The 21,738-nt window shown below is 27.6% G+C and carries 21 protein-coding genes and 2 pseudogenes; all 23 read right to left on the bottom strand.

The genetic code is table 11. The annotated features are described in order from the left end of the window. Positions 1-148: 148 nt before the first annotated feature. Positions 149-934 carry a FliH/SctL family protein gene (locus tag CSPA_RS21950; protein ID WP_015394584.1) on the bottom strand — a complete coding sequence of 262 codons (786 nt, stop codon included), beginning with the start codon at positions 932-934 and terminating at the stop codon, positions 149-151. Then, positions 918-1,934, bottom strand: a complete 1,017-nt coding sequence (fliG, locus tag CSPA_RS21955; RefSeq protein ID WP_015394585.1) for a flagellar motor switch protein FliG — start codon at positions 1,932-1,934, stop codon at positions 918-920. The genes CSPA_RS21950 and fliG overlap by 17 nt, the downstream gene beginning before the upstream one ends. 5 nt (positions 1,935-1,939) lie before the next feature. Further along, positions 1,940-3,511 (bottom strand): flagellar basal-body MS-ring/collar protein FliF, encoded by a 1,572-nt coding sequence (gene fliF / locus CSPA_RS21960; protein WP_015394586.1) that lies wholly within the window; start codon positions 3,509-3,511, stop codon positions 1,940-1,942. Between the two features lie 20 nt (positions 3,512-3,531). Beyond that, on the bottom strand, positions 3,532-3,849 hold the full coding sequence (gene fliE, locus CSPA_RS21965; RefSeq protein ID WP_015394587.1) for a flagellar hook-basal body complex protein FliE: 318 nt from the start codon (positions 3,847-3,849) through the stop codon (positions 3,532-3,534). 13 nt (positions 3,850-3,862) lie between these two features. Further along, on the bottom strand, positions 3,863-4,270 hold the full coding sequence (gene flgC / locus CSPA_RS21970; RefSeq protein ID WP_015394588.1) for a flagellar basal body rod protein FlgC: 408 nt from the start codon (positions 4,268-4,270) through the stop codon (positions 3,863-3,865). A gap of 75 nt (positions 4,271-4,345) precedes the next feature. Beyond that, positions 4,346-4,744: a flagellar basal body rod protein FlgB gene (flgB, locus tag CSPA_RS21975; RefSeq protein ID WP_015394589.1), complete on the bottom strand. Its 399-nt coding sequence runs from the start codon at positions 4,742-4,744 to the stop codon at positions 4,346-4,348. Positions 4,745-5,165: 421 nt separating this feature from the next. Next, the gene (locus CSPA_RS21980) at positions 5,166-6,065 is read right to left on the bottom strand and encodes a flagellin (RefSeq protein ID WP_015394590.1); all 900 of its coding nucleotides are present in this window, start codon (positions 6,063-6,065) and stop codon (positions 5,166-5,168) included. A gap of 211 nt (positions 6,066-6,276) precedes the next feature. Beyond that, a complete protein-coding gene (locus tag CSPA_RS21985) occupies positions 6,277-7,257 on the bottom strand; it encodes an SGNH/GDSL hydrolase family protein (protein WP_015394592.1) in 981 nt (326 codons plus the stop codon). A gap of 34 nt (positions 7,258-7,291) precedes the next feature. After that, the gene (locus tag CSPA_RS21990) at positions 7,292-8,521 is read right to left on the bottom strand and encodes a motility associated factor glycosyltransferase family protein (RefSeq protein ID WP_015394593.1); all 1,230 of its coding nucleotides are present in this window, start codon (positions 8,519-8,521) and stop codon (positions 7,292-7,294) included. Then, positions 8,508-9,551: a UDP-2,4-diacetamido-2,4,6-trideoxy-beta-L-altropyranose hydrolase gene (pseG, locus tag CSPA_RS21995; protein ID WP_015394594.1), complete on the bottom strand. Its 1,044-nt coding sequence runs from the start codon at positions 9,549-9,551 to the stop codon at positions 8,508-8,510. The genes CSPA_RS21990 and pseG overlap by 14 nt, the downstream gene beginning before the upstream one ends. Before the next feature lie 33 nt (positions 9,552-9,584). Next, positions 9,585-11,561, bottom strand: a complete 1,977-nt coding sequence (locus tag CSPA_RS22000; protein WP_015394595.1) for a glycosyltransferase family protein — start codon at positions 11,559-11,561, stop codon at positions 9,585-9,587. Between the two features lie 35 nt (positions 11,562-11,596). Continuing rightward, positions 11,597-12,649: a pseudaminic acid synthase gene (pseI, locus tag CSPA_RS22005; RefSeq protein ID WP_015394596.1), complete on the bottom strand. Its 1,053-nt coding sequence runs from the start codon at positions 12,647-12,649 to the stop codon at positions 11,597-11,599. Between the two features lie 253 nt (positions 12,650-12,902). Then, a pseudogene (locus CSPA_RS22010) lies at positions 12,903-13,289 on the bottom strand (AAA family ATPase); the annotation flags it as partial. 191 nt (positions 13,290-13,480) lie between these two features. Next, positions 13,481-13,729, bottom strand: coding sequence for a UDP-galactopyranose mutase (locus CSPA_RS22015; RefSeq protein ID WP_081603997.1), 249 nt, complete (start codon positions 13,727-13,729; stop codon positions 13,481-13,483). Positions 13,730-13,879: 150 nt separating this feature from the next. Continuing rightward, entirely contained in the window at positions 13,880-14,806 is a 927-nt protein-coding gene (locus CSPA_RS22020) for a DUF1919 domain-containing protein (RefSeq protein WP_015394599.1), read from the bottom strand. A 141-nt stretch (positions 14,807-14,947) separates the two neighbouring features. Next, entirely contained in the window at positions 14,948-15,604 is a 657-nt protein-coding gene (locus CSPA_RS22025) for a cytidylyltransferase domain-containing protein (RefSeq protein ID WP_015394600.1), read from the bottom strand. Positions 15,605-15,683: 79 nt separating this feature from the next. Beyond that, positions 15,684-16,358 (bottom strand): HAD family hydrolase, encoded by a 675-nt coding sequence (locus CSPA_RS22030; RefSeq protein WP_015394601.1) that lies wholly within the window; start codon positions 16,356-16,358, stop codon positions 15,684-15,686. A gap of 30 nt (positions 16,359-16,388) precedes the next feature. After that, positions 16,389-17,003: an NUDIX hydrolase N-terminal domain-containing protein gene (locus tag CSPA_RS22035; RefSeq protein WP_015394602.1), complete on the bottom strand. Its 615-nt coding sequence runs from the start codon at positions 17,001-17,003 to the stop codon at positions 16,389-16,391. Positions 17,004-17,057: 54 nt separating this feature from the next. Further along, positions 17,058-18,275 carry a class I SAM-dependent methyltransferase gene (locus CSPA_RS22040; protein ID WP_015394603.1) on the bottom strand — a complete coding sequence of 406 codons (1,218 nt, stop codon included), beginning with the start codon at positions 18,273-18,275 and terminating at the stop codon, positions 17,058-17,060. A 146-nt stretch (positions 18,276-18,421) separates the two neighbouring features. Beyond that, positions 18,422-19,567, bottom strand: a complete 1,146-nt coding sequence (locus CSPA_RS22045; RefSeq protein WP_015394604.1) for a class I SAM-dependent methyltransferase — start codon at positions 19,565-19,567, stop codon at positions 18,422-18,424. A 144-nt stretch (positions 19,568-19,711) separates the two neighbouring features. Next, on the bottom strand, positions 19,712-20,845 hold the full coding sequence (locus CSPA_RS22050; RefSeq protein WP_015394605.1) for a class I SAM-dependent methyltransferase: 1,134 nt from the start codon (positions 20,843-20,845) through the stop codon (positions 19,712-19,714). A gap of 153 nt (positions 20,846-20,998) precedes the next feature. Then, positions 20,999-21,355: pseudogene (locus CSPA_RS22055) on the bottom strand (class I SAM-dependent methyltransferase); the annotation flags it as partial. A 166-nt stretch (positions 21,356-21,521) separates the two neighbouring features. Continuing rightward, entirely contained in the window at positions 21,522-21,674 is a 153-nt protein-coding gene (locus CSPA_RS30340) for a class I SAM-dependent methyltransferase (protein WP_015394608.1), read from the bottom strand. Positions 21,675-21,738: the final 64 nt, after the last annotated feature.

The raw sequence follows: 21,738 nt of genomic DNA on the forward strand, positions 1-21,738 counted from the left end.
TTGTCAATTCACAGTTTACAGTTAATGATGAAATTTCTACGAAATTTCTTTTTTTATCATCTCAGCTTGTGAGTGAAATTTTAATTTTTATTCATTAAAAACTCCATAGGAGTTTTCTCCTAAACTGTAAACTGTAACTTGTAAATTGTTAACTTAATAAAGCCTTTCGTATTTGTTCCATGCCAGTATCTACACCTATTTTTACAATACCACTTGGCTTTTCCAAAATTGCATTTCCTGGATTCATAAAATCATCAGCAACTACAAAAATTTCATTTTTTATACCATAGGTCTTTGTCCATAATACCGATTGTTCTTTCAGTTCTTCAACATGAACTGAGTTAACCTTTAAAATAACATTTTCCTCTCCTTTTGAAAGCTTAAAGGCTTCTTCTATAAGGGAGTTCATAGCATCGTCTTTACTTAAAGTCTTTTGGGTAATTCCTTCTGCTATTTCCAGTGCTAATTTAACTATTTCGACCTTTTTATGTTCTAAATACTGCTCATAATTTTCATTAGCCGATTTTAAAAGTTGCTCAGCCTTAGCTACAATTTCTGCAGCTTCAGCCTTTGCCACTTCAACATTTTCTTCATAAGCCTTTTTATATCCATCATCATATCCATTTTCAAGTCCTTGGGAATAGCCTTTTTCATAAGCCTGCTTTTCTGCTGAATCGGCTTCCATTTGTGCTCTTAGTGCTATAGCCTGCTTTTCCCTTTTAGCATCTTGAATTATTCTTTGACCAATATCTTCATAACGCTTTAAAAGTTCTTCTGGATCAACTTGAGGTACTTTTTCAACCTGCTCTTCTTCTATTTCTTCTAGTTCAAAAGTTGGAAATTCATGTTTTTTACCAGCATATTCTGTTGAAATAACCTTGCTTTCTCCTGATTTAGCAAAGTTTTTCTTTATTAAACTATACGATGATTGCATCTTCTCCACCTCTTGAAATAATGATTTCATTTGCATCATCTAATCTTCTAATAACAGCAACAATCTTTTGTTGTGCCTTTTCAACATCAGTAATTCTAACTGGCCCTAAGAATTCCATATCTTCCTTTAATGCAGCCGAAGCTCTCTTAGATTGATTTCTGTAAATAGAATTAGCAACCTCATCAGAACATCCCTTAAGTGCAAGTGCAAGATCACCAGATTCAACTTCTCTAAGAATTCTTTGGATAGAAACATCATCAAGAGAAATAATGTCCTCAAATACAAACATTGAACTCTTAACTTTATCAGCAAGTTCAGCATCTTCTCTTTCTAAGCCTTCAGTTATATTCTTTTCTGTTGTTCTATCAACTTGATTTAATATTCCAACTAATGCTTCTACTCCACCTAACGAAGTCATTTCAGTTCTTACAACTGAAGATAACTTACCTTCAAGAACAGCTTCTATTTCCTTAATTACCATTGGTGAAGTATTGCTCATAGTAGCAATTCTATATGCAACTTCACTTTGAGTATCTTCTGGCAGCTCAGCCATAACTTGAGCCGCCTTTTCTGGTTGAAGATAACATAAAATCAACGCTATTGTTTGTGGTTGTTCTGATATAATTACATTTAGCAATTGATGCGAATCTGCTTTTCTCGCAATTGAGAACGGTCTGTATTGAGCAGTAGCCTCAGATACTTTTTCTAAGATTTCACTTGCTCTTTGAGATCCTAACGCCTTTGATAATAAAGTTTTAGCGTAATCCATACCGCCTTCAACAATATAATCTCTTGCCTTATTTATTTGTAAAAACTCATTTAATATTTCTTCTCTTTGTTCTGATGTAACAGAAGTAATATTAGCAATTTCATAAGTTATTTTTTGAATTTCATTTTCTGGCAATTTCTTCAGTATACCAGATGAAGCCTCTGGACCAAGTGTTATAAATAATATTGCTGCTTTATGCACTCCAGTCAATTTCATTTCTTCCTTTGGCATACTTATCACCTCTCACTTTCAGTCAACCAAGACTTGATAATTTCAACAACTTGATCTGGTTTTTCCATTGCATATTTCTTAATTTCTTCTTCTAAATGTGACTTCTTAGTCTTAGTCTCAAATTCAATAGGTTCAAATGTTTCTGGTTCTTTAGGTATTATCGAATCATCAATTAATGTATCTAATAATTGAGCTTCTTCTTCTTGTTTCTTTCTTCTCTTTCTCATGAAGACTATAATACCTGCAATAGCTGCTGCTAAAATGATCGTTCCTAAGATTCCAGCAATAACCATCATTCTATTTCTACTTTCACTTGCTACTTGAGCATTCATTGCATCTATATCTTTTTGAGCATCTGCCTGCGCTGTTGTATCAAATGCCATACCAAGGACTGATACTTTATCTCCTCTAAGTGCGTCATATCCAATAACATTTGCAACTGCATTTTCAAGTGCCTGTTGCTGTGTTGCATCTAAATTCCCATCAATAATAACTGATGCTGTAACTCTCTTTATTGCACCTTGTGCACTTATAGTCTTAGATTCACTTTTACCAACTTCATAATTAGTTTTTTGATTTTCTTTGCTTGAAGTTGAATTATTTGCATTATTAGTAATTTGATTAGACATATTATTATCTACAGGGCTTTGACTTGTAGCTCCTGTACTTCCAGTGTTTGCTTCTTTATTATTTTCTTGACTAATAATAACCTTATTAGGATCAACAGTAGTTTTTGTATCCTGCTTTGAATCAAAATCCAAATCAACATTAACACTAGCTTTAACTTTATTTTTACCAATAATAGGCTCTAATTGATTAATAATTGCTTTTTGAAGCTTATCTTCCTGAGCTTTTACTGCTGCCTGCTGCTTTGAAAGAGCTTCAGAACTAATAGAACCATTTTGCTCAGAATTAATATCCTTGGTTAATAAGTTCATTTTTCCATCAACAATATTAACATTTTCTTTAGGAATATTTTGACTTGCTCCAGATACAATTGCCACAATTGCTTTAACCTGATCTTCACTTAAAGTCTGTCCATTCTTTAGCATCAAAGTAACTGATGCTGTACCAGGCTTTTTATCCTTTGCAAATACAGAATCCTGAGCTTCTGTAATATGTACCCTTGCGTCCTGCACTTGAGGAAAACTTTTTATAGTTTTTTCCAGTTCCCCTTCTTGCATTCTAAGTTTCTTAATTTTAAACTCTTCATCTGTCATACCAAAGGAACTTGCGTTATCCATAAGTTCATAACCCTTGCTTCCAGATGTAAGAGTTGGTGCCAACTCTAATCTCAATTTATCTTTTTGATCTTTTGGAACCCAAATAGTATTAGTATTACTGTCTATTTTCGTTTCAATTTTTTGATCGTTCAGCTTCGTTATTACAGTTTGAGCATCAGCTGGATCAAGATTTGCAAACAAAATATCATATTTATTAGATGATGAATAGACAACTCCACTAACTATAGCTATAATCACTGCTAAAATAGATACAATTATAGCTATTTTTATCTTCTTGTTTTGGGATTTAAACTTTTCCAAAAGCCCCTTAACTTTCTCTAAAAGTTTTTTCATTATTTAGCTCTCCTCACCTACTACAATTGCAACCTTGATAATTGATTATAACCTTCCAATAACTTGTCTCTAGTTTGAGTTAAAAACTGTAAACTTAGACTAGCTTCTTGATTTTTAATCATAACGTCATCTACGCTAACATCTTCACCCTTAATAAATCTTGTTGCAGTTGAATCAGCTGTTGAAAGCTTGTTATTTGTATCTTCCAAACACTTTTTCAAAACATCTCCGAAACCAACAACACCTTCATTAGTTTCACTATTTTCATTACCACTAATCTCATTAAATTTACTATTAAATCTCGCTTGATTTATAGCAAAATTATCCTCTATTCTCATAAATCATTTCCCCCTACTTTCCAATTTCCAAAGCTTTTGAAAACATGCTTTTCAAAGCATTAAAAGTGTCAACATTAGCCTCATAAGATCTTGATGCCACCATCATATCTGCCATTTCATTTAAAACATTAACATTTGGCATAGTCACATACCCATTTTTATCTGCATCTGGATGTGTTGGATCATATACTTTTCTCAATGGAGATGAATCCTTTTCAATTTTAACTGCTTTAACTCCAGCCATTTCTTTATTGGCATCTAGCGCCTCTTGAAACACGGCTACTTTTCTAACATATGGTCCACTTCCATCTGCACTCCTTGTTGTATTGGCATTAGCCATATTAGAAGTTATGGTATCCATTCTCAATCTTTCCGCTGAAAGACCAGTTGCACTTATTTGCATAGAACTAAATGCGTTCATTCACAATTCCCCCTTATTAATAAACACTAAATGTATTGTTGTTTTATACCCTATTTTTTGTAATAAAACACCCTATTATTTCATTACAGTTCTTAAGTCATTAAATTTATGATTTATTTCAGTAATCAAAGCATTATACTTCAGCGTATTAGCTGCTTGATTAACTTTTTCAATATCTAAATCCACATTATTCCCATCATTTTTCATACTAGTACTCTTATCTTGTTCAATTGTAACATTGTCACCATTTGAATTGTTACTAGCTAAATGAGCTGAATTTGTTCTCTTTAGTTCAAAATTTGATGAATCAGATTTTTCTAAATTTTCTTCAAAAACCACATTAAATCTCTTATAATCTTTTGTGTTAACATTTGCCATATTATTAGCTATGGCTTTTGCCCTAATATTCGATGCATTAATACCTAATTTTAATAAATCATAGGTACCATCAGTTCCAATAAACCCCGTTCCCATTAATTCACTTCCTCACATTCTCTCTTTAAATTTCAATTAACAAATTCTATAATTCCTTTATATTTAATGATACCCTAAATATAATAATTTGTAAAATTAAATATAATTTTATCTAAGTATGTTTTTTATAAAAATATATATATTTATTATAAAATAAATAGATTTATTTTACCATAAATTTTTGAAAATTTCTCTAGTATTTTTATTTATTCTATAATATATAACAAATTTAGTTAAAACTCTGTTATTAATTCGCATTTTTTGTCTTTATAGCACCCTTAATTAAACAGAATTATTATTTTCTAGAATCTTCTGCACGAAAATAGGTAGTTTTAATTACAATGTACGTAATTAAAACTACCTATTTAAAATCCATGCTCTCATAAGCTATAATAATTCTACATTAATATAAATATTCATTCTATCTAACACTTGCTAATACATTTAAAGCATTTTGTGGTAATTTATTACTTTGAGCCATAAGCGCTATAGACGCTTGATAAATCACCTGTGTTCTTGATAGTTGAAGTGATTCTTCTGCAATATCTGCATCTTCAATACTGCTTTGTGCACTTGTAAGGGATTGATTCATACCTGAAATATCATCTAAAGTATCATTTAATCTTGATTGAATAGCTCCATATTTACTTCTTGCGGAACTAATCAATTTACCAGCATAATCTGTCCAATCAATGTTAGTTTGTAATTTTGTTGTATCTGTAACATCAATATTGGCAATTCCTGTTGCTGTATTTGTCAAATTATAAAAAGGAACATCAATACTCTGATCTGGAAGTGCACCAATTGTTGACTGCCTATTTACCGGAGTTTGATTATCAAGAGGCAACTTAGCAGTTAATGCGGATGGCGATGCTACTAATGTTGGATCTTGTGCTAATGTAGCCCCAGAGTTCGACATAGCAATTCCATTAAACTTAGTATTTTTAGCTAAGTAATCTAAATCTTCTTTAATTTTATCAATTTCAGTTTGAATTATTTGTCTATCCTCTGGTCTAGTAGTTCCTGTCGCAGCTTTAACTGATAATTCTTTAAGTCTCGTTACATTATTATTCATTTCCTGCAATGCTCCATCAAAGGTTTGAAGCATTGAATTTGTGTCTTGAATATTTTGACTTGCCGCATCTCTACTTAATAAACTTATCTTTATATTTCCTGCCTCAGCTATTTTTCCAGGGTTATCTTTAGCAGAATTAAGCTTCAAACCAGAACCAATATTATTCATTGCTTTTGAGTTTTGCACCAAGGTTCTCTTATAATTTTTATATATCCCTTCTGAAAACATATTATGACTTAATCTCAATCATATCACTCCTTAATTCAATGCCGCATTTTTATTATATTTAAAGCATTATCATAATTCTTTATACTAACTTATTTGACTAATTCCAATTAGTTTCTATCTTTTTTTATTATCGTATTTTATATAAAAAACTTAACAATTATTTTTGTAATACTCAGAATCAAAGCTTTCAATTTCTTCAGGCGTACCTAAACTTCTTACATGACAAGTCCTAAACTTCATCAACACAAAAACCACCAATAATAATTTTATTTCCAGTACTAGTACTATTCCTTTTATCACTTACTATCATCGTTAAGGTATGCTCAGCATCTTCTAAATCAATTAAATTAATAGTGTTTGTAAAATATCCATCTGAATCCATATACAAATCAATATTAAAAGTATAATTATCTAGTTTACATTGCAATATTCCTGAATCTCTAGATAATAGATTCATCATACTTAAATATTTCCCTTTAAATCTAAATATAACACCATCACCTATAGATTCAGTTATTGCGGCATTATCAAACTTATTATTTAATTTGAAACTTTCTTCTGCCCAATGCCCATAATATTCTATATTCTTATTATCATAGGAATTTATTTTAGGATTTTTAAAAATATAATTCGAAATTGTATCTTCATTCAATTCCACTCTTACGTCACTTATATTAATTAGTTCCAAATTTTCTTTTATTATTTCAATATACAAATTATGTCCTACATCATTTGGATGTAAATTATCAATCGCTATATCATCCCATTTAATTTCTCTAGAACCAATCTTTTTCCACACTTCATCTTGAATATCTATAATAGGAATATTATAATAATATGCTATTTTTTTATGTATACTTGTGCTGCTATCTGCTAAACCTGTAGGAAAATCAATAATCATGATTTTTTGTGTTATTTTGGCACATTCTCTAATTAAGCCTTCAAAATATTTACTTATATCAACTGAAGTATATATCCTATCATTTACTGCAAATTCAACAAAAATCACGTCTGGTTTAAAATCCCCTAAATCTCTTTTTAATCTAAAAAGTCCAAAATGAGACGCTGTACCTCCACACCCTAAATTTTTAATTTTTATATCTTTATATTTGTCATTCAAATATTGTTCTAGCTTATATACATAAGATTTTTCATATGTACTAGCACCTGCTCCTTCTGTTATGGAACCACCTATTATTGCTATGTTCATTTTTAATTCTCCCATTATTCTAATTAATCTACTTTTAGTCTCCTACTTTTTTGCTTATATAGTCTTTAAAAGACATATGAATTGTCCCTTTAATTTGAGCCCCCATACTGCAATTAATAAATTTTATCTCTTCATTTTCGAAAATTAGAGATTCTATTTTATTTTTAAACATCATATATCCCTGAGTTGTAGGTAACATACTTCCATTAACTCCTCGAACTTCTTTATTTTTATGATCATTTTTCACATTATCTTTGAAACCATATACTTTTTCAAAGGTTTCTGTATGAGATTTCCCATCAATAAAAGCCAAATCTTGTCCTAGAAATATAATTTCCTTTGCATTACATTTTATTGCAATATCAATAGCCGAAACAGCTACTGTTCCTCTAGTTTTTATACTTATTTCATTTTCTTTTCCCGTATTGAATATAAATTTAGGACCATTATAAGAATTAACCGCCCATCTTGAAGCACTTGAAGAAAAGCATAATGGTATATCCTCATTTTCATATCCTGCCAGTTGCATTCTCACAACTTCTTTTCCATCTAATATAACTATAGCATCTGGTTTTATACCATTACTCATTAAGGACTTTAATGAACTTCCAACACTTATTATATTAAATTTTTCTCTATGCTCCTTAACCAGGCATAATTCTAAATCTAATGATGGCCCAGCTGCTGTAACTATATATGTTTTATTACTTTTTAACTCATTTATAAGCTCATCAATTGCGGGATAATTATGATTCATATTTTCTTTAAAATTATCATCTAACAGTTTATTTAAACTTTCATCCTTCATAGATTTTTTAACTTCACAATAATCAAAAATCAAATTATAAAACTTCTCATTTTTCTCCTTAATAGTTTCTAATGAAGCCCTATGAACAATTAGATCTCCAGTTAAATCTACAGCTTCTGAAAAATAATTATAGAAATCTTCAAATTTACTGTTAACTATTTTTACGTTATTACATTGAAAAATTTTCGGATTAAATTCTTCTGCATATTCAACCAATTCATCATTTAAATCAAAAACATATAAAGTTGCTTCATTATTCATATTATTTATGATTTCACTAATATGATAGCCTAAACCTATGCCATATAATAAAATATTAGCTTTGTCCTTAATCAGTTCCATATTTTGTTGAATAAACTGTTTGCTTTCCTTAATAGGATCATATTTACTATGTATATACTTATTATTAAATTTTGCAGTAACTAATCCACTCTTGCTTTTTTCAATATTCATCATAATTCTTTCCTCTTATAATTCCATTAATTTCTTCTACCAAGCTCTCAACACCATATAAATTAACTAATGCTTTTTGCTTTTCAATAACATTCTCTCGTAACATTTCGTCTTCTATAAGTTCATTTAAAAGAACAAGCAAATTAATCTTCTCTATAGCTCGTATTTCAAAACATTCAAAAATCAAGTTCATTTCTTTCATTTTTTCAGCAACAAATTTTTGATTTTCTGCAAGAACTATTCCTATTGTAGGAACAGACATAGCAGCCAATTCATATAATGTTGACCCACATGCGCTTATTGCCACATCACATTTAAGCATTAATTGAGCCATATTTACATTCTCATATATATAAATATTATTATGTCTTTTAGTTATATCTTGTATTTTCTCTATAAGTTCTTTATCAAAGGCACTTCCTATGACAACATGTAATTTTTTATTGATATCTTTGATTTTTTCTAATATCTTTAAAGTGTTATTGTTATTATCCATACCACCTAAGGTCAAAAGAATATCTTGTATTTCTTTTTTTATTACTTTGCTTTTATATGCTTCTCTAAATTCATCTCTTATCATACAATATTGAGTTCCTAAAAATAATTTTGTACTTGAATTTATATTGTCTTCATAATTTAAATCACGAGCATTTATATTTTGGTTTACTATAAAATCCACATCCATCTTACACTTATTAACATCATCAACATAACCAGTAAATCTAAAATATTTTTTTAATTTAATAAAATATTCTTCATCGATATCATAACTATCTGTAATAAGTACATCCGCATTATGTTTGGTTTGCATTTCAATAATTTCTCTAATATAATCTTCTTCACTAATTTCAATTACCTTAAAGCTTTTTTCTTTTATCTTTTTTATACCTGCTTCAAACTTGTCACTAATTGAATTTCTGCATATAAATATAACATCATTTGTCTTTTTTAATTCTTCACCTAAAACAAGCATTCTCATAACATGGCCGAGACCAATATCTTTCCCTCCATCAGCCCTAATAAAAATTTTCATATATTCACCTTATTCTTTTTTGGTATTTTTAAACTATTTAAAAATAGGACTATTTACTATGTCATTATACATGTTCACAAAGTATTTCTTAGTATCCATCATGTCAGCTGCTCTAGCCTTTGCTTTCCTGCTCATTTCTAAATAAAAATCCTTATCTTCTTTACATCTAGTTGCCAAATCAATAAGTTCTTCATAGGTATTACATATAAAAGCTTCATCTACTATTATAGATACATCTCCATGTCTTAGAGATAAAGCTGGCTTTCCTTTAAACATACATTCAACTGCTGAAGTTCCTCCGCCTTGTCTTCTTGGATTAATATACAAATCTACTAGTTCCACACATGCTAATATATCATTTTGAAAGCCAAGTTCCATAAAATTCTTCTGCAAATTCAAATATTTTTTTCTATTTTCTTCACTAAGCTTATAATTTCCAATTGTAACTATAAAACAATCTTTACTTGCTAAATTATCTAAAACACCAAGAAATTCGTCATCGATTTCATCATTTAATCTTCCACCTACGACTGCAATAACAAATTTCTCTCTTGGTATTTTTAATTCTTCTCTCATATATTCATGTCCTTGTGGCTTTAATTCAAATGTAAACGGACATTCTATTATTGCATCCTTAGTATGTCCTTCATTAGCAATATATTCATAATCTGATTCCAAAGGTTTTCTTCCCATAATAAAAAATTGACCTTTATTCTTTGAAATAGAATAATTCCCTGATGTTGAAATTGTTGCCATTGTAATAATCTGTGCAGCTAAATCTGCGGTTATGCTAGAACCACCAATATTTAATAATAAATATGGCTTTTCCTTCTTAATAAAATTTAATATATTAATGCACTCATTTTCATCTGGCATTAAACATTTTGGTTGATAAAAACCAATTTCAATATCCTTATATTGCAAATTATTAAAATCACTATATTCTTCTACTACATTTCCTTTTGCTGATCCAAAAAATGGAACATCTCCTTTTGCCGTAATTAACTCTTTTGTATTGATTAGTATTACCTTTTTATTTAGATATTTACTTAAAATATAGCACCTATCTAAAACAGTTTTTGTTGGACCATGCTCCAGCTTTAATAGTTGACTTATAAAAACAACAATTACATCTTCATTTCTGTCATTCTTAGGAATAAACTCTAATTTTCCAACTGATTTTTTGAATTCATCAAAAATAGAATCATAAATTTTATCTATTTTATATTTTTCTAAACTATTGCTTATTTCAGTATCTGTAAATCCTATTGATATTAGCTGATACATAATATAATATTTTTGATTTTTATCTATATTAGATTTTAACATTTCTTCAAGTAATTTATCCCCATATTCTTTAGCTTTAAAAGTAGTTATTAAAAAAGATCCCATGTAAATTTTAAATAATGTGTTTTGACTTTTAAAAGTATTTTTAAATAACTCTTTGAGTTCTTCTTTTCTATTTTCATCAAGACTAGTTATATATTGATTAGCTTTATCTGATTGATCCCATATATTTGAATAATAATCAAAAAACTCATTCATATTCTCAAATAATTCTTCTGTGGCATTTATAAAATTTTTTACTCCTAAAATTCCAAAATGATTCACATTAGTATCCTTCAAAATTAAATATTCAAACTTAGTATTCCATTCTTTTATTGAATATAAATTGTTTGCATAATTATATATTTTGTATTTTTCAATGGATGTTTCATTAATTTTAGTAAAAATAGAATTATCAAATATAAATGAATTATAATATAAAGTATATTGATTATATAAATTTAATATTAACTCTCCATTATTACTTATTATATTAATACTATACATTCTAATCTTTTCACCTAAAATATTATTTAATATATTTTCTAAATTAAATTCTTTAAAATCTTCTTCTAACAAATTATCAAATACATGTACTTCAAAATCGTCTTTTTCAAATTTTCCCAAATTTGAAATATAGCCTTCAGCTGAACCTTTATAAAATCCTAATAATATTTTTTTCATACTCACTTCTCCAAAATTATTAATAAATTTTTATTTCACCTTACTAAATCCCATTTCATTGGAGTTCCTTTTAATATGTTTTTTGAAGCCTTTTTCCCAATTATATCTTTTATATATTTTGTTTCCAAACCAAAGCCAGGTCTTATACTTCTAATATTCTCATCCGTAAATAATTCACCTTCTTTAACATCTTTAACAACAAAAAGACTTCTCGAATGTTCCCTTGAATTAATTTGCTTTTGAGATAAATCATAAGTTACATTTCCAATTGCCTTTTCTACAATTCTAATGCTATCTACCATTTCTTTAAATTCTTCTGGTTCCATAGAGAATTTTGAATCCGCTCCACCATCTGCTCTTCTTAAAGTCATATGCTTTTCAATAATTTGTGCCCCTATAGCTACACCTCCAACAGAAACAGCATTTCCCATAGTATGATCTGATAAGCCTACAACAACATCAAAAGTTTCTTTCATATTAGGAATTGTTTTTAAATTAATTTCTCCTACTGGTGCAGGATATGATGATGTACATTTTAGTAATGCCACATTTTCATTTCCCATTCTTTTGCAGGCATCAATAGCATCCTGAATATCACTCATTCTAGCAATACCTGTGGAAATTATTATTGGTTTTCCTTTTGATGCTATATATTCAATAAACGGAATATCATTTATTTCAAAGGACGCAATTTTATAAGCAGGCACATCCATTTCCTCTAAAAAATCTACTGATGTAAAATCAAATGGAGATGAAAAACATATCAAACCTTCCTCTTCAGCAATTTTTTTTAATTTAGGCTGCCATTCCCATGGGGTATATGCACCTTGATATAACTTATGTAAAGTAGTTCCATCCCATATAGTTCCTTGTTTAATTTGAAAATACTCATTATCACAATCAATTGTAATTGTATCTGGCGTATAGGTTTGTAACTTTATAGCATCGGCTCCTGCCCACGCCGCTTTTTTTATAAGTTCAACTGCTCTATCAAAATCTTGATTGTGATTTGCTGACATTTCAGCTATTATAAAAGTTTTTTGTCCTTCACCAATTTTTACATTATCTATTTTAAAAGATTTGTTCATGTTGTCCACCTCATCAAATTTATTCTATAATATTTAATATTTTAATTTTTTTTATACATACTTTTATTCACTAATTAATTATCGTTACATTAAATACTTTCTTTATTTTACTCATCTAATAGAATAAAAGTGTCTACGACTCTTTTAATTAATTATTAATTAAAAAGGCTAGTTAATAAAACTAACCTTTTCAATTAAAATCTATAAATTATTTCCTGAACTACTTCATAAATATAGTTATCTAAATTAATTATATAATATTACTTTGAATAGTTTTATAAATTTCCTCATCTATTTTTATACACTCTTCTGATTCGCAATCACTTACTATAAGAGGATTATCTGCATCTATCCCCGCAAAGCTTATTTTCCAAATTAGGAATTTATTTTTCTCTTCTGTGGGATTCTTACCTATATATAATTCTCTAAATATTTCTTCAAATTTATCTTTTTTATTTATATCGTAATAAGTCTCCAACATTGAAATGAACAAACTTTTTCCAAATCTTCTTGGTCTTATAAAAAGCTTATAAGGTGCATATCTATCTAACAATTCTATAAATGATGTCTTATCAACATAAAGATAATTTTTCTTTCTTAAAACTTCAAAATTTAAAATTCCATAAGGTATTCTTTTCATAGCTTCCTTCCATAACTAAAAACATAACTATGGATTATTAATATTCTAGCAATAGATTCCGCCTATTTCATTATAGTCATTCTTATATGTATTCTATCATGTTTACGAGTATTTAAACATACTATATACAAAAATACAATAAGCACCAATGGCTATTTGTGCCACTAATTCTTATTGTAACGTAGTAATTACTATAAGCTTTCACATAACTCTAAAGATTGCATAACTACAGCATCCATATTCATATAACTATAAGTACCAAGTCTTCCTAAGAAGTACACATTTTTAGCTGCATCTGCTCCCTTTTGATATAAGCTATAAAGATCCTTATTTTCAGGTTTTGGTATTGGATAATATGGCTCTCCATCTGCACGTGAAATTTCTTTCATTATAATAGTTTTATCACTTTTTTGTCCTGTAAAATATTTGTATTTAGTTATTCTAGTATAATCCTAATTACTATTATAATTAACTAATTATAATAAACTTCTTCTTGAGATAACAGAAAAGGGAATACTCAAAGCTTTCACTGCTCTAAATATTCCTTAATATTTTTACATAATTATAATATTGTATTTAAATTATTTATATTACTTACATCTAAGAAAATCATTTTCTCCTATTAATAATTTAAAAATATCATACTCTCTTAACCCACCTATTGGAATTTGAGATAGTGCCCTAACATAACTCCCAAAATCACAACTACTTTTAAAATAAATAGATTTATTAAAATTTTTCAAACAAATAATACCATCTAATTTTAACTCTTTATTATAAAATCCCACTTTATTTTTTATAGGTAATTCACTAAATCGTTTAGCATCATCATCATCATATATAGTTTTCTTAACAATATAATTTTTGAAATTAAATCTTTTTACTCTCCTATCCCAAGCTTTTTTTGCTTCCTCAAAATTAGAATAATGATTAAAGTTTAGCCTAACATCACCAATACTTCCCATAGGAAAGTTTGTTCCATTTCCATCAGTAATTACCTTCAATGGTTGACTCAAATAATATTCTAAATTATTTAACAGCTTATAATAATCATCACATATAGTTCCTCTTTCTGAATTATACATAATCGGAAAAAGATTTATAAAAGGAGAATTAAATGGTAAGCTTAATGAGTTATAAGTGCTTCCTCCCCAACAATCATCTGATACTATACTTATATTACTCTTTAATATATGTATATATTTATCAAAGTCAAATAAATCATTTGATAAAGCATTATATCCTATTACTTTTTTATTATCAACTCCTACATTTAATGCATTTTTTCTTATTTCTTCTTCGTAATCCTTATTAGCTATCAATAAATAGTCATACTCATATTCATTAATTTCCATAGGTAATATTATCTTTTTTCCATCTAGATATGATATTGATTCTTTATATGATGAAACTAAAACAACAACTTGTATTTTGCCCTGCGATATATCTGATTTTAAATTTGCCATTACTCTATCATATTCTTTTCCAGTCCCCCAAATAATAACCTTGTAACTCATCTTTTACCACCCCTTCTTTAATACTATGTAAGCGTCAAAGAATCAACGCTTACAACTTAAACACAAAAAACAGATAAGATTTTATTTATTAGTTAATATTATCTGTTATATCTATAAATATCGTGCTCAACAATGCCTTATTTATTTTTCTATAATATCTTTTACTCTTTCGAAATCTTCAATTTTATCAACACTTAAATTAATATTTCTATTTTCATAATACGTACCTTCACCTTCTACATATCCTACTTTAAATTCATCTTGATTATTATATATATATAACGTAACATGCTCTCTATATTGTTGGAATTCTTCATTTCCTATATTTTCTTCTGAGCAAATCAAATTATAGACTTTGTCCAAAGCTTCTTTTGAGAATACTTCAACATCAAATCCTCTTTGAAAGGTGTTAGGAACATCTAAACGCACATAATCATAATCGTACATTAAAAATTTTGTAACTACATGATCTACTATTATAGGATTAATTAGCGGACAATCACCTGTAACTCTTACTATTATATCCCCATTATACTTATCGGATACTAACTTATATCTTTCTAATACATTATCTTCTGAACCTCTATAAACTTCAAATCCATAATTATCTACATATTCTGCTAGAGGGTTATTTATTTCCAATGTTGATGTAGCCAAAATAACTTCATCAATATATCTACTTTCTTTCAGTGAATTTAATGTATATGATATCATAGGTATATTATTTATTTTTTTCATAACCTTGCCTGGTAATCTTTCCGATCCCATTCTAGCTTGTACAATACATAATATTTTCATAGTAGTCCCCCTCTTCCTAAATTTTCAAAACATAAGCAACAGTTAATTAACAATTATACTACTTCAATTAAAACATCTATTAATCATTAAAAATTATTTCTTTAATTTCATTTAAATTATATATAGTAAATTCAGCTTCGTACTTGCTATCTAATTTTGCATTTATATGATCTCCATATTCCCTAATAATCCTTACTGTATTTATCCCAATTTCTTTTGCTCCTATAAAATCTTTAGTTGGATTATCACCAATATATACACATTCCTTAGGATTTACATTAAAGAACTTTATCATGTCAATATATGATCTTTTATTGGGTTTCCCAAATCCTTCTCCATAATCGTCAGTTACTATTATTTTATCTATAATCTTTTCCAATCCTAAAGATTTTATTTTTTCCCATTGCACCTTATTATAACCATCTGTTATAATTCCAGATTTTAATTTGTTTCCTTTTATCCAATTTAATATTTCAATACTATCTTTATATAGTGCTAATTTAGGCTTAGCATCTCTATATATAGATACTAGTTTATTTACATCTTCATCAAACTTATTTTCTTCACATATTATATCAAAAATCTTACCTCTACCGTCTTTCTCGAGTATCTGCAAACATCTATCATATAAAAGTTCTATTGATATATTGTACTTGCTACTTAAATAAGTAGCAACCTCTCTAAATCCACCCAATACATAATTTTTCTCATAATATAATGTATCATCTAAATCAAAAATTAACACCTTAATCATTTATTATTCCTTATCCTACTCAATTTTTATTTAATCAAACAGAACTTTCCAATTTTTATCCTTATATGCCTCAAAGCATATCTCAATTTGTTTTTTTGTGTTACGTTCAACAGATAAAGTTGGTAATTCATCTAAATTAAAAAATTTACTATCACTAGTTTCTATGTTAGCCTCAAACTTCCCACCTATAATATTACATAGAACAAAGATCTTGCATACTCCATAAGCATATGGCGGAACATTATATTTTTTTCTATCTAAAATAGAAATTATTCTATCTGCTTCAACATCTAATCCAGCTTCTTCCTTTACTTCTTTGATCACGTTAGTTCTTATGGATTGATTTACATCTACCCACCCCCCTGGCAATGACCATTCCCCACTTGATGTTTCTTGAACTAAAAGAATTTTTTCTCCGCTAAATATTGCAGCTCTTGTATCAATTTTTGGAGTTTGATATCCAGTTTCGGAGCAAAACAAATCCTTTACTTTTTCAAGTGTTAATTCTGATTTGCTGCTCATTATCTCTGCAGAAATTTCTCTGATTCTTTGAAATCTGTCCCTATCAAAACTATTTTCTGAATAGGTCAAACCTGCTTGTGCGATAAATTGTAGTTCAACTGCCAAATCTAGCAATTTGTCCATTAATTTCATGCCCTCTTTCAAATATAATTTTATATTTGAGTATTTATAATTAACTTAATCACTAATAATCTTTTTATATTCTTCATAATAATTTAAATCACTTTGAATTTTCATTAATTTCTCGATTTGTTTACTTAACCTTAAATTATCATTAATATTAATGATCTCATCTATAATTATTTCCTTTTTCTTTGTAATATTAGCTGTTACATATCCATAAAAATTGTTAGTTACTCCTTCTTTTATAACTTCTATTTCTATATAATCTTTAAGTAGTTTATTTATATTAACAAAGTTCTCTTTATTCCAAAATACTAATTCATTATCACTATTAATATCTATATTCCATTTATGAAGTCCTGTATAATTCTCATTTACAGCTTCCCTTATACTGTGTTTTATTGACACGATACCATAATTAATTTTTGTAACCTTTAAGCATTCTAATAGACTTTTTAAAGGATCAATGCAATGATCCAATGCATTATCAATAAGAATAACGTCTGCAAAATTTTCTTCAAAAAAGTAAGATAAAAACTCAAACATTCCAAATTTAATCTTAATTTTATTGTATATTTCTTCATCCAGAACTTTCTTGTTAATTTTATCATAATAATAGGCCAAAGGATCAACAGGTATTAAATTAATATCAATCCCATTAATCTTATTTCCATATTTAGTACATAACCCACAACCTACATCTAATACAATATCTCCTTCATTAAATTTTTTACTTATTCTATCACATTTGAATTCTTTTACTTGACACCTATCTAAATATTCTAAATTAAATAAACTACCTTTTCGTGCAACTTCGCTATTCCAAAAATAAACTTCACTTAAAAGATTGTTTACCCATGTATCCATTTGTGAATCGAAATCTATTTCATATCTATTCTCCTTTGAATTACAAATAAAATCTGAGTATAACTCTTCAATTATTGTGTATGAATATATCAAACATTTAGAATCAAATTCTACTTGTAGTTGTGATAATATTGGTGCGCAAAAAGATGATGATATAATTACTATATAATCAGAAATGTTTTTCTTTACTTCTAAAACAAAATCTTCATAAGAAAATATATCTACATCATCATTAAGTTTTTGATTCCATTTTCCTGGTGAATTATCAGTAGCTTTGTATACAGGCACATTCATTCTTTTTAAACTTTCAGCACATTCTTTTCCCATTGTAGATGCACCAAACAATATTACTTTTCTATTTGTTAAGTTTTGTTTTACTGTATTTATATTTTTTAAGTCATACATTCTTCTATTTTCTCCCTTTTCGTATATTTAATTATTAATCATCTTAAACTATCCCAAAAATAAACTTAGTATCTAAACTTAATAATACATATAAGATTTAGTTATATCACTACATGAACGCTGATTATAATAATTACTTTAACAGATTACTCCAAGAAAACTGTATTTGGATTAATATTTTCTAATATATCTCTCTTTATTTCTCTTGAATGTACACCTGCCCTTAAAATCACAATTGGGGACTCTTTTACATCTTTAAGAATAATAGGAGAATTAACCTTAAGATTTGTTCCTGATAATCTTCTACCTTGCTTTTGACTATCATTATCTAAAATGCATACAATTTTCTCTATGTTTAGTCCAAAACTTATAATATATTGTGTAAACACATGTGCCCCAAAAATATATATAGGTCTATCAGTTTCATCTATAATTTTATTATAATTAGAAACAATACTTTCATGTTCGGTAATATACTGCTTATAAAGTAATTTGTTTTCAATATATAATTCTTTTCTTAATCTAATTGGTTTTATACAATTATCTTTTATACATGCAAAAAAAATACTATGATCTTCTTCAAAGTATTGATACTCAATCAATTTTAATCTATGTTTATTACATAAATATTCTATATAATCTTTCGTTAAAAAATATGTATGTTCAAAGTTTAATACATTGGTATATTTTCTTTTTAAAATTTCTTTCAAATTAGGAACTGAAAAACACATAATCTTTCCATCATTCAAGCATGATGATATATTAAATATAAATTCATCTGGATCATAAATATGTTCAAGCAAATGTGAATGAACTAAAACATCAAATGAGTGTTCCTCTAAATTATAATTTTTATCGAAGAAATTCTTCACAAAATGCGCTCTACATCCTTCAATAGGGTTAGGCACTGGTTCTAATATTGTCCAAGGAGTAAAAACTTCTGAGTTTTCATTATAGAACTTTTCTAATATCCCCCTTGCCCCTCCTATTTCAAAAACAGCTTTAGGATTAAACTTTCTTATAAATTCAGCAAACTCTTTGTGATGTTTCTCCCACATTTGTCCTATAGAATTATAATGCTCTTCCGTATATAAAAAATCTAGTGGTATTAAATTTTTTAATTGTATCATACCACTGCTTTTACTAATCATAAAAATCATATCACATTTAACATCTTCATACTCAGAATTATCTGTAACCCCCATATGAATTGGGAAATTTTCAAACGTATATAAATGCTCTAAATCTTTCTTCTCTGTAACTATACATCTATCTCTTTGTATTATTTTCACTTTAATCACTCCCAATTGACCATATTTCACTTAACACGTTATGATTATCTTTCTTATAGAATTAAATTCAATAAAAACTAGACTTTTATACACAAATCTCATATCAATCATAATACCTTTAACAAATCATTAACTATTTTACATTTATTCTAAAAATTCTATATTAGAATTAATATTTTCTAATATATCCTTTTTTATTTCACTATTATATATTCCAACTTTTAAAATTACTATAGCTGCTTCTTCATCCTTTAGTATTTTGGGTGATTCTACATACAATTCAGTTCCCGATAGCCTTTTCCCTTGCTTATGAACATCATTGTCCAGTATAGAAATAATTTTAGATGTATCTAATCCAAATTCTATTAGATACTGTGTAAATATATGAGCGCCAAATAAATACACTTTCATATTACTTTCTTTCATTTTTTCGTTAAACTTGGTAATCATATTTCTATGATAATTAATATAATCAATAAAAATCCCTTTATTCACTGAATACAAATTTTTATCAAGTTCCTTTATATCTACATTACCACGCTTTTCCACAGCATAAAAAATACTTCCATCATCCATAAAATATTCTTTATTTAAAATTTCAAACCTAAACTTAGCTAACAAATATTCTATATATTGTTCAGTAGCAAAAAATGTATGCTCAAAATTCAGTGTATTTGTATATTTTCTTTTTAACATTTCCATCATGTTAGGTATTGAAAAGAACATTTTCTTACCTTCTCCCAAGCAATCACTTAAATTCTTAATAAAGATATCAGGTTCGTACATATGTTCTAACACATGAGAATGCACTATTGAATCATATTCATCCAATAAAATATACTTTTCATTAAAAAAATCTTTTATAAATTCTGCTTTACAACCTTCTACTGGAATTGGGTTAGGCTCTATAATTGACCACTTTATATTATTTTTATCCATATAAACTTTTGCTAATATACCAGTTGCCCCACCAATTTCCAATACATTTTTAGGTTGGAATTTTTTTATAAAATCAGCAAATTCATTATGATGTTTCATCCATACAGTACCTACTGAATTATTATGATTTTCACTATACAAATCATCAAGGGCAATTAAACTTTTCATCTGTATCATGCCACTACTTTTACTAATCATAAATGTCATATCACATTTTAAATCCTTATCTTTACAATTTTCAGTAACTCCCATATATACTGGAAAATCCTTAAATGTATATAAATATTCTAAGTCTTTTTCACCTGTGATTACACACTTACTTCTTTCTATAATTTCCACTTCATCCACTCCTAACCTGATGATATATTTCACTTAATTTAACAATAAATTTTTATGTACCAAAAATTGTAACAGCCATCTATTTAATCCAAAAATAAATTTCTATGATTATATATTAATTGCACTAATTAGAAAATTTTCATTATCCTACATCTATTCTAAAAATTCAGTATTAGGATTAATGTTTTCCAATATATCATTTTTTATCTCTTCTAAATATGGAGTCTTACTTATAATAACAATTGGATCTTTGACACTATTTAGAATCTTCGGAGAATTAACTAAAAAATTTGTCCCTAAAACTCTTTTGTTTTGTTTATAGATATCATTATCTAAAATACAAATAATTTTATCAGTTTTCAAACCGAAAGAAATAAGAAATTGTGTCGATATATGTGCAGCAAATAAATATACTGGCTTTTCACTTTGTTCTAAATACTTATTCCATGTCATAACCTTATCCTTATAATAATCAGCATATTGAAAAAATAATTTTCTATATTCAGAATATAAGTCATACCCTAATTTTTTTCTTGTACTTTAGAATCCTTAATAGTAATATAAAAAATACTACTTGTTTCCTCATAAAAAACTTTTTTAACAATAGAAAATTTATTTTTAGCAAGTAAATAATCTATATATTTCTCTGTTATAAGATACGTATGTTCAAAATTCATTATTGATATATATTTTTTTCTAACATATTTTGAAAATCTGGTGCTGCAAAAATCATATACTGTTTTTCTTTCAAAAACTGTGAAATTTCACTTAATAATTCATTAGGTCTGTATATATGCTCTATCACATTTGAATGAACAAAAAACATCATAATTATACTCTGTCTTAAAATCCTGCGGGAAAAAACCTTTTACAAATCTAGCATACATTCATTC

Origin of the sequence: Clostridium saccharoperbutylacetonicum N1-4(HMT) (assembly GCF_000340885.1) — a bacterium.
Taxonomy (GTDB): domain Bacteria; phylum Bacillota; class Clostridia; order Clostridiales; family Clostridiaceae; genus Clostridium; species Clostridium saccharoperbutylacetonicum.